Source organism: Mesorhizobium sp. M0698, assembly GCF_040320455.1.
In the GTDB taxonomy this organism is placed as follows: Bacteria; Pseudomonadota; Alphaproteobacteria; order Rhizobiales; family Rhizobiaceae; genus Mesorhizobium.
Genome location: NZ_JAMYPQ010000022.1, coordinates 20177 through 34630 on the forward strand (window position 1 = coordinate 20177; position 14454 = coordinate 34630).

The window sequence follows — 14454 nt, forward strand, 5'->3', positions numbered from 1 at the left end:
CATCGCGGCGATCGCTTTGCCGCGACCGCCGCGGCAGCGATGCGCATGCAAAAATTCACAGATGCATTCTAGCCAAATGCTAGCTGCCCAGCAAATGTCCGGCATTTCGCAAGGCCCCTAGGAAGAGACTGGCATGGCCGTTGGCATCGATCTTGGCCTGCATCGACAGGGGCATGCTGTGCCAGTTCTCCAAGGGCGTAGTGAAATGTGAGAACGTACCGTTGACGATGCACTGGTGGGTAACAAGACCCTGTCTGTCCAACGCCAGCACGCCGATCTGGTCGCCCTGATATCGGATGGCTGCGACCCGCTGGACCTCCGCGTCACCGTCGACCCGCACGTCGAAAAGCAGGATGCCGCGGCTCCTGGTGGCTACCTCGGCGGCCTTTTCAGCGAAGCTTAAGGAGAGCGAGCGGACGCTTTCGACCGCCAGCCGTAAAACCATCAAATCCAGTTCATCCACTGCCATAAGGTACCTGCGCGCAACACATGGGTGATAGCAATCGACCACACCGCTTGTTCACAGATGTCGGCTCACGACCGATCATTCAGGGTTTGCCGGTCAGTCCATTGACCGAGGGCGTGCTCCGGTTCGAACCGATCCTGAAGCGGAATGCGCTGGATCTACGGAACCCGAGGAGCAGGCCAGCCAAAGTTGCCGCGACAATTGATGTCGTGATCATTCCAGACATCTGCATCGGCGTCGCTGAACATCCCACTGGTAAGTCCGTTCTCTTGCGGCAAGCCCATCCTCGGGCCGTCTTGTACCTGAAACCCTCGCGGTGGCGTCCCTCGAAGCTCGGGACCGCCGGGCGCTTGATCGTCGAGAACTTTGTTTACGAAGGTCCGGACCTCCTGCAGAGCATATTCCGGTGCGCTCGCCTTTGAGCATTCCGCTGAAGCGTGACGTTTCGCTAGTCCGTGTTCCTTGCAGGCTCACCGCGAGGGCGCCTTGCACACAGCGGCACGTCAGCGCATGAAACTCGTCCCCCGTTCACTTCACAAAATGGATTTCCTGAAGTACTGGGAGCGCAGAGAAATCTCCGGTCGCAGCCTACCCGGTTAAAACAAGGACCCAACAATGAAGACTCTCGTCGTCTGCTCCGGCGGATTGGACTCCGTCACCCTTGCTCACAAGGTGGCAGCGGAGCACGAACTCGCCGGCCTCTTATCTTTCGATTACGGCCAACGGCATAGGAAGGAATTGGGCTTCGCCGCCCTTTGTGCGGAGCGACTGAGCGTCCCGCACCGCATCATCGACATCCACGAGATCGGCGGCGGCCTTTCCGGCTCCGCGCTGACCGATAATGTGGACGTGCCCGACGGGCACTACGCCGAAGACACGATGAAGGTCACGGTGGTGCCGAACCGGAACGCCATCATGTTGGCCATTGCCTTCGGCTTCGCCGCAGCGCACGACGCTGACGCGGTGGCGACGGCCGTGCATGGTGGGGATCATTTCATTTATCCCGACTGCCGTCCGGCCTTCATCGACGCTTTCCAGATGATGCAGGACCACGCGCTCGACGGCTACGCGAAGATTCGCATTTATGCACCCTATGTGAATCTCACGAAGGCGGACATTGTTAGGAATGGAGCAGCATACGGCACGCCATTTGCGCAGACCTGGTCCTGCTACAAGGGCGCCGAGCGTCACTGCGGGAGGTGCGGGACCTGTGTCGAGCGGCGCGAGGCGTTTCATCTCTCTGGGCAGCCGGACCCCACCGACTACGAGGACTCCGACTTCTGGCTCGATGCGCTGCGAAGGAGGACCGCGTAATGTTCCGCATCACCAAGGAATTCCACTTCTCAGCCTCGCATCAGCTCACCTCGTTGCCACCCGATCACCAATGCGCGCGCCTGCACGGGCATAACTACATCGTTGAAGTGGAGCTTTCAGCGAATGGACTGAACGAGAACGGCTTCGTGCGCGACTATCACGATTTGGCGCCATTCAAACGCTACATCGACGAGAGCTTCGACCACCGACATCTCAACGACGTGCTGGGACATGAGCAAGTCACGGCGGAATATCTGGCCAGACATTTTTATGAATGGTGCAAGGCACGCCTGCCCGAAACCTCGGCCGTGCGGGTGAGCGAAACGCCGAAAACCTGGGCGGAATACCGGCCATGACCGATACGCATCCCGCAATCCGCGTGAGTGAGATTTTCGGGCCGACGATCCAGGGCGAGGGCGTGCTCATCGGTTTGCCGACCGTCTTCGTCAGAACCGGCGGGTGTGACTATCGCTGTTCCTGGTGCGACAGCCTGCATGCGGTGGACAATCAATTCCGCCATGAATGGGAGATGATGTCCATTGGCGCGGTGTGGCAAAACGTGCTTGCGCTTTCCGGTGGCCGCCCGCTGATGGTGTCGCTGTCAGGCGGCAATCCGGCCATCCAGCCGCTCGCCGCGCTCATCGAGCGAGGCCATGGTGAAGGTTACCGTTTTGCGCTGGAAACCCAAGGTTCGGTGGCCAGGGACTGGTTTGCCGACCTTGACGTGCTAGTCCTCAGCCCAAAGCCGCCGTCAAGCCAAATGACGACCGATTGGGCCGCTTTCGAGGCGTGTCTCCAGGCGGCACAAGGCAGGCCGCAAGTCGTGCTCAAGCTCATTGTTTTCGACGAAAGGGACTACGCCTACGCGAAAGACGCCGCTGCGAGATTTCCGCGACTTCCGATCTATCTGCAACCCGGCAATCACACGCCGCCACGCCCCGCAAATGAAGACGCGCCTGTCGACCTTGACGGAATATTGAAGCGCATGGAGTGGCTGGTTGATAGCGTGACCCGCGACAGGTGGTTCGAAGCCCGTGTGCTGCCGCAGCTGCACGTTATGCTCTGGGGTAACAAGAGAGCCGTCTAGCCTAGGCCCGCTTTTCACTGAAACTGCGCCGGCAGATATTCGGGTGGACGGGTTGTCCCACGCTTGACGGCGCTGCCGGGGTGCTTGCGGACTTCTGCCACCGGCACCAAGAGCGTGGCCAGCCGCTTACGATTCGGATTGTTGCCGAGGCTCGGTTTCGACGGGCGTCCCTGGCGCGAACCAATCAAAGGGTTAGCGCGAGCCACGGGTGGATAGTATGGTGGTGCGATGCGGCGGCGCCTGCTGCAGCTGGCACGGTCCTTGCGGATTCTTGTTGCAAGGCCGAAGGGAGCTGTCGGCCGACAACCATGATCTGGCCAGGACGATTGTCGACTGCTTCCGATACAGAAAAGAGGCCGGACTCGACGTGGCGCTTCAGGGACTGCGAAATGGAATACGGCGCCGGAAGGCACGACCGGACGATATCGTCACTATGCCAAGACGCGTCTGGTCCTCGAATCCTGTTTCGACACGACGGTCGCCGATCAACAGTGAAAAACATAGCGCAATCGGTTCACGATCGACTGAGAACCATGACCGTTCCTCTGCGGTGCTCAGACTGCCGCTGAGTGCCTGGCCGTTCCACTTTCGAAATATTTGTCGAACTTTGCCGCGATGCTCCTGACAAAGGGCCGGCTTTCCGCAGGCACGACGAAGCGGTCACCATCAAGTTCAAGCAACCGCGCAGGATCTTGGAGGGCCGTGGAACTCGCTCGGACGAGAAGTCTTTGGCCGGCTTTGCCAAAGCGCTCCACCAGTACGATCGCCGAGAAGCCGAAGTCACACATCAATCGCTCGATGATCCAGCCGCGAACACGGTCGTCGTCAGAAAGCGCGATACCCCGAACAGCGGCCAGCCCGCCATCAGCAACCATGCGTCCATACTCGGCGGTCGAAGGCATATTCTGTGCATAGCCCTGGCGAAACTGGCTGATGGACGATGGGCCGAGGCCGATCAATGTCTCGTAGGAGTCCTCGGTGTAGCCTTGGAAGTTCCGGTGCAAAGTCCCGGCGCGTGCCGCAAGCGCCAGCGCATCGCCCGGCTTGGCGAAATGATCGAGCCCGATTGCTTCGTATCCCTGGTCCATGATCGCCCGCGCTGCCAATTGCGATTGGGCAAACCGCTCCGCCGGACCCGGCAACCAGGCCTCGTCGATCATCGTCTGATGTTTCTTGAACCACGGCACATGGGCGTAGCCAAAAAGCGCGATCCGATCCGGTTCCAGGGTCAGTGCCTGTGCAACCGTGGAGGCGACGCTCTCCCTGGTCTGATGCGGCAGCCCGTAGAGCAGATCGAGATTGACGGATTCGACGCCGCGCGAACGAACGCCATCAACAACCGTCTTGGTCTGCAGAAAGCTCTGCTCGCGGTTGATCGCTTTCTGCACCTTCGGGTCGAAATCCTGGACGCCGAGGCTCGCCCTTGTCATGCCGATTTCGGCAAGTGCATCGAGGCGGGCATCGTCCATATCGTTGGGTTCGATCTCAACGCTGATCTTTGCACCGGGGAGAAACGTGAAGCTGTTGCGCAGGACGGTTCCCAGCGCCACGATATCTTCCGGTTTGAGCATCGTCGGCGAACCGCCGCCGAAATGGACGGCACGCACGCGGCCCTTGCCTGCGACAAGACTGGAGACGGTGGCGATCTCGGCATCCAGTGAGCGCATATATGTGGTCACTGGTTCGTAGTGGCGTGTCTGCTTGGTGTGGCACGCGCAGAACCAGCAGAGCCTGTCGCAATAGGGAATATGCAGGTAAAGCGATATCTCGTCACCACCTTCGAGCGCCTCCAACCAGCCTCGGTAAACGACGGCATCGACCCCCGCATGGAAATGCGGCGCGGTGGGATAACTGGTGTAGCGCGGGACGTTCTCGCCAAGTCTGGCAGCTAGCTCCGGTCGCATGTTCTGGTCCACCGTGTTTGCGTCGCCGGAACTCTGGACGCCTTGATGAGGCAAAGCCCTGATTTCGGTCAACCTTCAGCACGGACAAACTGCCGCAAGGATTTTTCTACCGTAGATTGATATCCTGCCGGCACTTGGGACCGGTAGAGCAATCGAATGACATTACGGCAGGACATTCATAGTTCCGGCATTCCCGTTCTTTGCCTGTCTTGCGAGGCACGGCACCACGGTGTCTGTGGTGCGCTCGAACCAGACCATTTGGCTCAGCTCGCCAAGACGTCGTCGCGGCACAATATCGAGCCGGGGGTCGAACTGATCGGCGACGCCGAGGCGGTCGACTGTTATTCAAACGTGCTTTCAGGCGTGGTGAAGCTCACGAAGAGCCTTTCGGACGGCCGCCAGCAGATCGTCGGTCTCCAGTTCGCGCCGGACTTTCTGGGACGGCCCTTCAAGATGAAAAGCGCGATCAATGCGGAAGCGGCAACAGCTGTCTCGCTATGCTCGTTTCCGAGAGCGGCCATCGAACGGATGATGAAGGAATCACCGGAATTTGTGCATCGCCTCCTCAAGCAGGCGCTGAACGAACTCGACGAGGCACGCGAATGGATGGTGACTCTGGGGCGCAAGACCGCACCGGAGAAGGTGGCGAGCTTTCTCCTCATGATCGCCCGGAACATCGGTTCCAGTGTTGACCCGGCGGCTAGGTCGGCGTGCTTCGAGTTGCCGATGACGCGTGCCGACATCTCTGATTTCCTTGGAATTACAAACGAGACCGTGAGCCGTCAGCTGACCAGCCTGAGAATGGACGGCGTGATTCGGATCGAGAACAACCGCCGTGTCACCGTGGACAGCATGAGCCGGCTGGAACGGCGCTGCGGCGGCCGAGGCGCAACCGCCGTTTGAATGACACCGAAGCTGCATGGCCTCCGTCACTTACTTCGTTCGGGGCTGGGCATGCTCGCGTTGGGCTTAGAAGAAAATCGCATAGCGACAGCCCGCTCTCCATCCGATCGCATGAGCCAGGTGCGTTTCGGCCAACTCGTCGGCGAAGCATCCATTCCTCGAGGTGCTTGACGTGCAACCGGCTGTTCCAGGCAGGATCGCACTCGGCCGAAGTCAATACGCCTCATACGCAAGGGAAAATCGCCGTCTCCCCGAACGATGAATGTCACGAAGGCAGCGCAACGCTGGCGCTGGCTCCCAAGGCATTGAAACGATCGACGTTCGGCAAGGCATCGGCCTACTTTCCAGCGTCACAGAAGGCGCGCTTTCCCACACGCCCGCGATCGCCTCCATACCCGGCCCGACCGGGGACGCCGGGCCTGTCGATTAGGGGTGGCGGCCGGTGGTGCGCTTCAAAATTCGATCGCCACAGTCTGATCGCACCGAACTCGATGCTGCTCGAAGCAAAATCGTGCGGCTCTGACATGGATCAGGGCGAGCAGGCCACGGCTGCGCAATAAGGCACTGCGGTTTGGCGCCCGCCGGAATTGGAAATCGGGGCTTACGATGAAATTCGGCACAGAGATCGTCCTTCTAAGCCTGTTTGCGTTTGCGGCCCTGGTGGCTGCCGGCTTCGGCGTAGATGAACCTTTTCGCCGGCATATGTGGGTTTTGTTCTTCGCGGTGGCTGGCTTCACTGCGATTCTGTTGCGCAACACGGAGTTCAAGCCGACAGTTCCGATCGACCCCGCCGCTTACATGGATGGGCCGATCCGCTACGGTGCCATCGCCACCGTATTCTGGGGCGTCGTCGGCATGCTGGTCGGCGTGGTCATCGCCCTGCAGCTCGCCTACCCGGATCTCAACATCCAGCCCTGGTTCAATTTCGGCCGACTGCGGCCGCTGCACACATCCGGTGTTGTGTTCGCTTTCGGCGGCAACGCGCTGATTTGCACGTCTCTCTATGTGGTGCAGCGCACCTGCCGCGCCCGTCTGTTCGGCGGCGATCTCGGCTGGTTCGTGTTCTGGGGCTATCAGCTGTTCATCGTCATGGCGGCAACCGGCTACCTGCTCGGCATCACCGAGAGCCGCGAATACGCCGAGCCCGAATGGTATGTGGACCTGTGGCTGACCATTGTCTGGGTCGCCTATCTCATCCTGTTCCTCGGCACGATCCTGAAGCGCAAGGAACCGCACATCTATGTCGCCAACTGGTTCTACCTTGCCTTCATCGTGACCATCGCAATGCTGCATGTGATCAACAACCTGTCGATGCCGGTCTCCTTCCTGGGCTCCAAGAGCTATTCAGCCTTCTCCGGCGTACAGGACGCCCTGACGCAATGGTGGTACGGCCACAATGCCGTCGGCTTCTTCCTCACCGCCGGCTTCCTCGGCATGATGTATTATTTCGTGCCCAAGCAAGCCAACCGGCCTGTCTATTCCTACCGGCTGTCGATCATCCACTTCTGGGCTTTGATCTTTCTCTACATCTGGGCCGGTCCGCACCACCTCCACTACACCGCCCTGCCGGACTGGGCCCAGACGCTCGGCATGGTGTTCTCGATCATGCTCTGGATGCCCTCGTGGGGCGGCATGATAAACGGCCTGATGACGCTCTCGGGCGCCTGGGACAAGCTGCGCACCGACCCGATCATCCGTATGATGGTGATGGCCATCGCCTTCTACGGGATGTCCACCTTCGAAGGCCCGATGATGTCAATCAAGGCCGTCAACTCGCTCTCGCACTACACCGACTGGACCATCGGTCACGTCCATTCGGGCGCGCTCGGATGGGTTGGCATGATCTCGTTCGGCGCGATTTATTTCATGGTCCCGAAGTTATGGAACCGCGACCGGCTTTATTCGCTGCGGCTCGTCAACTGGCACTTCTGGCTGGCGACGCTTGGGATCGTCGTTTACGCCGCGGTGATGTGGGTCTCCGGCGTCATGCAGGGCCTGATGTGGCGCGAATACAACGAGCAGGGCTTCCTGGTCTACTCCTTCGCCGAAACCGTCGCGGCCATGCATCCCTACTACATCATGCGTGCCATCGGCGGCGCGATGTATCTGTCGGGCGCCCTCATCATGGCTTGGAACATCGCCATGACCATCCTCGGCTACCGGCGCGAGGAGGATCCGATGCCGCGCTCCATCCCCGCCCTCCAGCCTGTGCGATCAGGAGCCAGAAAATGGGCTTGATGGACAGACACGCGGTCATCGAGAAGAACGCCACACTGCTTCTCCTCGGGTCCCTGCTGGTCGTAACAATCGGCGGTATCGTCGAGATCGCGCCGCTCTTCTATCTCGACAACACCATCGAGAAGGTCGAAGGCATGCGGCCCTATTCGCCGCTCGAGCTCGCCGGGCGCAACATCTATGCGCGCGAGGGCTGTTACCTCTGCCACAGCCAGATGATAAGGCCGTTCCGCGACGAGGTCGAGCGCTACGGCCACTATAGCCTGGCGGCCGAGTCGATGTACGACCACCCGTTCCAGTGGGGCTCGAAGCGCACCGGGCCGGATCTCGCCCGGGTCGGCGACCGCTACTCCAACGCATGGCATGTCCAGCATCTCACCGAACCACGCTCCGTGGTGCCGGAATCGATCATGCCGGGCTATGCCTTCCTGAAGGACACACGGATCGAAGTGAAGGATTTCTCGACGCATCTGATCGCCAACAGCCGTGTCGGTGTGCCCTATTCAGACGACATGATCGCTCATGCCAATGCCGATCTCATGGCGCAGGCCGATGCGAATGCCGACACATCGGGCCTGGAGAGACGCTATCCAAAGGCCAAGCTTGGGGACTTCGACGGCGATCCGCAGCAGGTCACCGAAATGGATGCGCTGGTCGCCTATCTCCAGATGCTCGGCACGCTGGTCGATTTCAAGACCTATGACGAAGCCGCCGGTTACCGCTGAGGAGAATGGCGATGACCTACAATTTCATGCGGGAGTTTGCCGACAGCTGGGGCCTGCTTGCCATGGCGCTTTTCTTCCTCGGATGCGTTGCCTTTGCACTTCGTCCCGGCAGCCGAAGGCAAGCCGAGAGAGCCGCTCACATTCCTCTCAAGGACGACTGATCATGGGCAGCGAGCATATCGACGAGGTTTCGGGCATCTCGACGACCGGCCATGAGTGGGACGGCATCAAGGAACTCAACAACCCGCTTCCGCGCTGGTGGGTCATCACCTTCTACATCACCATTGCCTGGGCGATCGGCTACACCGTCGTCTATCCGGCATGGCCGATGCTGACTTCCGCGACCAGGGGTGTGCTGGGGTATTCGAGCCGCAAAGACGTCAAGAATGAACTGGCGGCGGCCGAAGTGGCCAAAGGCAAATATGTCGCTGCCATTCAGGCGAAGACCGTCTCCGAGATTACTGCCGACGATACGCTACGCGACTTCGCCGTCGCCGCAGGTGGCGCCGCGTTCAAGGTCAATTGCGTGCAGTGCCATGGCTCGGGCGCTCAAGGGTCCAAGGGTTTTCCCAACCTAAACGATGACGATTGGCTGTGGGGTGGCAACGCCGAACAGATCCAGCAGACGATTGCGCACGGCATCCGCTTCGCATCAGACCCGGATACGCGCCTGTCGGAAATGCCTGCTTTTGGCGACATCATCACGACGGATCAGATCAAGCAGGTCGGCGCCTATGTCGCAAGCCTCTCCGATCCTGTTCAGGACACAAGCCTGATCGAACTCGGCGCCAATGTTTTCGCCGAGAATTGTGCGGCCTGTCATGGTGAGAATGCAAAGGGCAACAGGGAGCTCGGCGCACCCGACCTGACCGACGCGATCTGGCTATACGGGTCTGGCGAAACAGCCATCGCCGCGCAGGTCCGCGCCCCGAAGCTTGGCGTCATGCCGGCCTGGATCGGGCGTCTCGGCGAGATCAAGGTCAAGGAACTCGCGGTCTATGTCCATTCGCTTGGCGGCGGAGAATAGGAACGCAAGCCTATTCTCGTCCTCCCCCCAACCGCCAAGCGACGAGGCCCGGCGCGAGCCGGGCCTCGGCATCATCCAGAAACCGATGGGTCGGGCTTCCGGCGAAATCGTCGCTGGTGACTGGAGCTTCTCGTGCTCGATAACACGCAAATAGAACGGCTCGAAGCCGATGCGGTCAACTCCGCCAGGACCCGTCAGCCGCTCTATGCCGCACGCAACAAGATCTTCCCGAAGCGGGCCTCTGGCAGTTTCCGCCGCTTCAAGTGGTCGGTGATGGCAATCACGCTGGGGATCTACTACCTGACGCCCTGGCTGCGGTGGGATCGCGGGCCATTTGCCGCGGACCAGGCCGTGCTGGTCGATCTTGCCAACCGGCGTTTCTACTTCTTCTTCATCGAGATCTGGCCGCAGGAATTCTATTATGTGGCCGGCCTGCTGGTCATGGCCGGTATCGGCCTTTTCCTGATCACATCCACCGTCGGCCGGGCCTGGTGCGGCTATACGTGCCCGCAGACCGTGTGGGTCGATCTGTTTCTGGTCGTCGAGCGAGCCATCGAGGGCGACCGCAACGCGCGCATCAAGCTCGATGCCGGTCCCTGGACTGCGCGCAAACTCGTGGTGCGAACATCGAAACACGCCATTTGGCTGGTCATAGGCGCGGCGAGCGGCGGCGCCTGGATTTTCTATTTCGCCGATGCGCCGACGCTGGTTGGGGAACTCTTCACGGGCACCGCAGCCCCGGTCGCCTACATCACCGTCGCCGTGCTGACGGCGACGACCTATACGTTCGGCGGGCTGATGCGCGAGCAGGTCTGCACCTATATGTGCCCATGGCCGCGCATCCAGGCGGCCATGCTCGACGAAAGTTCGCTCACCGTCACGTACAATGACTGGCGCGGCGAACCGCGCACGCGTCACGCCAAGAGGGTCCTTGCCGCCGGACAGCCAGTCGGCGATTGCGTCGACTGTAACGCCTGCGTGGCTGTCTGCCCGATGGGGATCGACATTCGCGATGGCCAGCAGCTCGAATGCATCACCTGCGCGCTCTGCATCGATGCCTGCGACGGCGTCATGGACAAGCTCGGCAGGGAGCGCGGCTTGATCTCCTATGCGACGCTGGCCGACTACAACGCCAACATGATGCTGGCGACCCCGGGCGGCTCCGGTTCAGTCAACCCGTCACTGGTCAGGAGCGCTGACGGCCTGTTCTCCGACAAGGTGGCCCGTTTCCATATCCGCAAGATCTTTCGCCCGCGCACCTTCATCTACATGGCCGCCTGGTCGGCGGTCGGTCTCGCGCTGCTTTATTCGCTGCTGACCCGCGAACGGCTCGAATTGAATGTCTTGCACGATCGCAACCCGCAGTTCGTGACGCTGTCCGACGGTTCGATCCGCAACGGCTACACCGTCAAGCTGCTCAACATGATCCCCGAACCAAGAACGATCATTCTCACGATGCAGGGCCTGCATGGAGCCGAAATGAGCGTTGTCGGCATCCACCTGCCGGCGGATCGCTCCTTCGCCATCCCGGTCGAACCCGACCGGCTGAAGATGCTCAAGGTTTTCGTGCGTCAGCCGGCAGATCAGGTTCGGGGTGCAGCGCAAAGCTTCAAGTTCCGGGTCGAAAACAAGGCGACGTTCGAGTCGGACGAATACACGGCCACTTTCAACGCACCGGAGAGCGCCAGATGAGCGACACCTCGCGACAATCCCGCGAATTCACCGGCAGGCATATGCTGTTCACCATCCTTGGCTTCTTCGGCGTGGTCATAGCGGTCAATCTGACGATGGCGACGCTTGCCAACACAAGCTGGACCGGCCTTGTCGTCGAAAACACCTATGTGGCGAGCCACCAATTCAACAAAAAGGCCGAGCAAGGGCGAGCTCTGGCAGCCCTCGGCTGGACTGGCAAACTGACCATCGCAGGCGGTGAGGTCCGCTACAGCCTCACCGATGCTGTCGGCAAGCCGGTTGCCTTGCATGGCGTCAAGGTGCTGTTTCGTCATCCCGCCTACGAGGCCGAGGACAAATCCGTCACTCTTGCCGCTGCCTCCGGTCAGATATTCGCCGGGCACCACATGCCCAAGGATGGCGTCTGGATCGTCGAAATCGACGCCGATGCGAGCCTTGCGGAACCCTATCGCGACGTTCGCCGGATCATGATTTCCCACGGGGCGCTGCAATGAGCTGCTGCGCGCCAGGCGCCGAAGTGGCTTTGGACCTGGAAAAGGTCACACTGGTCCTGCCTTCTGGCCAGGAAATCAGACTGGCGAGCCGCTCGATTGGCGAAAATCTTCGCCAGACCGACCTCTCGGTGCCGGCTGTGCATTGTGCCGCCTGCATCCAGACGATCGAGACGGCGATCGGCAAGCTGGATCGCGTCGAAGGCGCTCGTGTCAATCTTTCGACGAAACGTGTTTCGGTCCGGTGGCGCGGCGAGGAGGTTCCGCCATTCGTCGCCACACTTGGACGGCTGGGCTATGGCGCGCACCTGTTCGATCCCGAGGCTGACGGGAAGGACAAGATGCTCTCGGAACTGATCCGCGCCGTCGCGGTCGCCGGCTTTGCGGCGGGCAACATCATGCTGCTATCAGTCTCCGTCTGGTCCGGCGCGCAAGGCGCGACCCGCGACCTGTTCCATTGGGTCTCGGCCTTGATTGCCATTCCTGCGCTCGCTTTCGCCGGCGGCATCTATTTTCGCTCGGCCTGGAATGCGCTGCGCCACAGCCGCATGAACATGGACGTGCCGATCGCGGTCGGGGTATCGCTGGGCTATGCGATGAGCCTCCATGAGACGATCACCCATGGCGACCACGCCTATTTCGACGCGTCGGTGTCTCTGCTGTTCTTCCTGTTGATCGGCCGCACGCTGGATCACGTGATGCGCGCACGCGCCCGCACCGCCGTGAAAGGCCTGTCACAACTGGCCGCGCGTGGCGCCATGGTGCTGCGCGACGGTGGCGCACGCGACTATCTGCCGGTTGGCGAGATCGAACCGGGCATGCTGTTGCTGATAGCGGCCGGCGAAAGGATCCCCGTCGACGGCAAGATCACGCGTGGGACATCGGACGTCGACTGCTCGCTGGTTTCGGGAGAGAGCACGCCCAGAAGCGTGGCTCCAAACGATGCCGTCCAGGCCGGCGTGCTCAACCTTACCGGCCCGCTGACCATCGAGGCGACAGCCGCCGCGAAGGATTCGTTCCTGGCGGAAATGGTTCGGCTGATGGAAGCCGCCGAGGGCGGTCGCGCACATTACCGCCGCATCGCCGATCGCGTTTCAGCACTCTATGCTCCAGTTGTTCATCTCACCGCCTTCGTGACATTCCTTGGCTGGATGGCGGCAACCGGCGACTGGCATCGGGCGATAACCATCGCCATCGCCGTTTTGATCATCACATGTCCGTGCGCGCTCGGGCTCGCCGTGCCGATCGTCCAGGTGGTCGCCGCGCGGCGGCTGTTCGAGAACGGCATCATGGTCAAGGATGGTTCGGCCATGGAGCGCCTGGCAACGATTGATGCAGCGGTGTTCGACAAAACCGGCACGCTCACGCTCGGCCAGCCCCGTCTCGTCAATGCGGCCTCGATCGATCCGGCCATGCTGACGATTGCGGCCGACATGGCCGCGCATTCGCGTCATCCCTTTTCAAAGGCCATAGCCGGTCTTGCCGCTGGCGGCGGGCAGCACAAATTCGATGCCGTCACCGAGCATCCGGGGTTCGGTATCGAAGCAACTGACGTCGGAAGTATCTGGCGGCTGGGCAGACGCGGATGGGCTGGATGGAAGGCCCGCACAGGCGGCGAAGGCAAACATGGCTATGGCGGGACGGTCCTGACGAAAGACGGGATCGTTGTCGCGACCTTCAATTTCGAGGATGCGTTGCGTGCCGACGCCAAGGCGGCGATCGAGCGATTGAACGATGCCGGGATGTCGGTTCAGATGCTGTCGGGCGATAGCGCGGCCGCCTGCCGCGAAATCTCGAAAATGCTGGGTATCGATGACTTCGTTCCGTGCCTGCTGCCGTCCGGCAAGGTCGAATGCATCGAAACCCTGGCGAAAGAGGGACACCGGGTTCTGATGGTTGGCGACGGCTTGAACGACACGCCTGCGCTGAGCGCGGCGCATGTTTCGTTCGCGCCGGCCACGGCCGCCGACATTGGCCGCAATGCGGCGGATTTCGTATTCCTGCGTAAAAGTCTTCTGGCGGTCCCACTTGCTTTAGACATTTCGCGGAAGGCCGGACGGCTGATCCGGCAGAACATCGCCCTCGCGATCGTTTACAATGGCATCGCCGTGCCGGTCGCCATCCTGGGGCACGTTACGCCACTCATTGCGGCGGTCGCGATGTCCGCCTCGTCCCTCCTGGTCATCGGCAATGCGCTACGCTTGCAAGGTTTCGTGTCAAATGCATCGGTGCAAGATGCCCGACAATGACAGGCACTCCGACATTGGCGCACTGGCACAATCCTCATGACGACGCTCGCCTACCTCATACCTGTGGCCCTGTTCCTCGGAGCGCTTGGGCTGGCCGGGTTTCTGTGGGCCTTGAGGAGCGGCCAATATGAAGATCTCGATGGCGCCGCCGAGCGGATCCTGATCGACCGCGACGAGCCACGCAGCTGAGCCAGCCTGCCCTGCAACGACTCGCTCGAATATTTTCCCCGGTTGCTTCGCCTCATGCCGATTTCGGCGCGCGACGGGTGCGAACGCATCAGCCAGAATACGTTGCCGAACTTTCGGCCAGGAAAGTGCTGCGTTTGTGCCGCTTCGCGCATTGCTATTTTTCCATACGTTT

13 protein-coding genes and 1 pseudogene are annotated in these 14454 nt (G+C 60.9%); 12 read left to right on the top strand and 2 right to left on the bottom strand.

The window, feature by feature from the left end; all coding sequences use genetic code 11:
• Positions 1-79: 79 nt before the first annotated feature.
• Positions 80-469, bottom strand: a complete 390-nt coding sequence (locus NKI16_RS28925; protein ID WP_023679620.1) for a hypothetical protein — start codon at positions 467-469, stop codon at positions 80-82.
• Positions 470-1081: 612 nt separating this feature from the next.
• On the opposite strand from NKI16_RS28925, the gene queC reads away from it, so the two are divergent.
• Genes queC through queE form a run of 3 tightly spaced genes read left to right on the top strand, consistent with a single transcriptional unit; the run spans position 1082 to position 2867 of the window.
• Positions 1082-1780 (top strand): 7-cyano-7-deazaguanine synthase QueC, encoded by a 699-nt coding sequence (gene queC, locus NKI16_RS28930; protein WP_023679622.1) that lies wholly within the window; start codon positions 1082-1084, stop codon positions 1778-1780.
• Complete coding sequence (gene queD, locus NKI16_RS28935; RefSeq protein WP_023679623.1) at positions 1780-2136, top strand: 6-carboxytetrahydropterin synthase QueD; 357 nt, start codon at positions 1780-1782, stop codon at positions 2134-2136. Before queC ends, queD begins: the two co-directional genes overlap by 1 nt.
• On the top strand, positions 2133-2867 hold the full coding sequence (gene queE, locus NKI16_RS28940; RefSeq protein WP_023679624.1) for a 7-carboxy-7-deazaguanine synthase QueE: 735 nt from the start codon (positions 2133-2135) through the stop codon (positions 2865-2867). The genes queD and queE overlap by 4 nt, the downstream gene beginning before the upstream one ends.
• 554 nt (positions 2868-3421) lie before the next feature.
• Here queE and hemN read toward each other — a convergent pair.
• Positions 3422-4771 (bottom strand): oxygen-independent coproporphyrinogen III oxidase, encoded by a 1350-nt coding sequence (gene hemN / locus NKI16_RS28945; RefSeq protein WP_352828211.1) that lies wholly within the window; start codon positions 4769-4771, stop codon positions 3422-3424.
• A gap of 156 nt (positions 4772-4927) precedes the next feature.
• Between hemN and NKI16_RS28950 the strand changes: the two genes are divergently transcribed.
• From NKI16_RS28950 to ccoS, 9 genes and pseudogenes are all read left to right on the top strand, one after another.
• The gene (locus NKI16_RS28950; RefSeq protein WP_352828214.1) at positions 4928-5674 is read left to right on the top strand and encodes a Crp/Fnr family transcriptional regulator; all 747 of its coding nucleotides are present in this window, start codon (positions 4928-4930) and stop codon (positions 5672-5674) included.
• A 606-nt stretch (positions 5675-6280) separates the two neighbouring features.
• Positions 6281-7912, top strand: a complete 1632-nt coding sequence (ccoN, locus tag NKI16_RS28955; RefSeq protein WP_023679627.1) for a cytochrome-c oxidase, cbb3-type subunit I — start codon at positions 6281-6283, stop codon at positions 7910-7912.
• On the top strand, positions 7903-8634 hold the full coding sequence (gene ccoO, locus NKI16_RS28960) for a cytochrome-c oxidase, cbb3-type subunit II (protein ID WP_352828688.1): 732 nt from the start codon (positions 7903-7905) through the stop codon (positions 8632-8634). Before ccoN ends, ccoO begins: the two co-directional genes overlap by 10 nt.
• An 11-nt stretch (positions 8635-8645) precedes the next feature.
• Entirely contained in the window at positions 8646-8795 is a 150-nt protein-coding gene (locus tag NKI16_RS28965) for a cbb3-type cytochrome c oxidase subunit 3 (protein WP_023679629.1), read from the top strand.
• A 2-nt stretch (positions 8796-8797) separates the two neighbouring features.
• A complete protein-coding gene (ccoP, locus tag NKI16_RS28970) occupies positions 8798-9661 on the top strand; it encodes a cytochrome-c oxidase, cbb3-type subunit III (RefSeq protein WP_023679630.1) in 864 nt (287 codons plus the stop codon).
• Positions 9662-9793: 132 nt separating this feature from the next.
• Positions 9794-11353, top strand: coding sequence for a cytochrome c oxidase accessory protein CcoG (ccoG, locus tag NKI16_RS28975; protein WP_352828690.1), 1560 nt, complete (start codon positions 9794-9796; stop codon positions 11351-11353).
• A complete protein-coding gene (locus NKI16_RS28980) occupies positions 11350-11847 on the top strand; it encodes a FixH family protein (protein WP_023679632.1) in 498 nt (165 codons plus the stop codon). Before ccoG ends, NKI16_RS28980 begins: the two co-directional genes overlap by 4 nt.
• Positions 11844-14133: pseudogene (locus NKI16_RS28985) on the top strand (cation-translocating P-type ATPase). The gene NKI16_RS28980 and the pseudogene NKI16_RS28985 overlap by 4 nt, the downstream one beginning before the upstream one ends.
• Positions 14130-14282, top strand: coding sequence for a cbb3-type cytochrome oxidase assembly protein CcoS (gene ccoS, locus NKI16_RS28990; RefSeq protein WP_023679633.1), 153 nt, complete (start codon positions 14130-14132; stop codon positions 14280-14282). The pseudogene NKI16_RS28985 and the gene ccoS overlap by 4 nt, the downstream one beginning before the upstream one ends.
• The last annotated feature ends 172 nt before the right edge of the window (positions 14283-14454 follow it).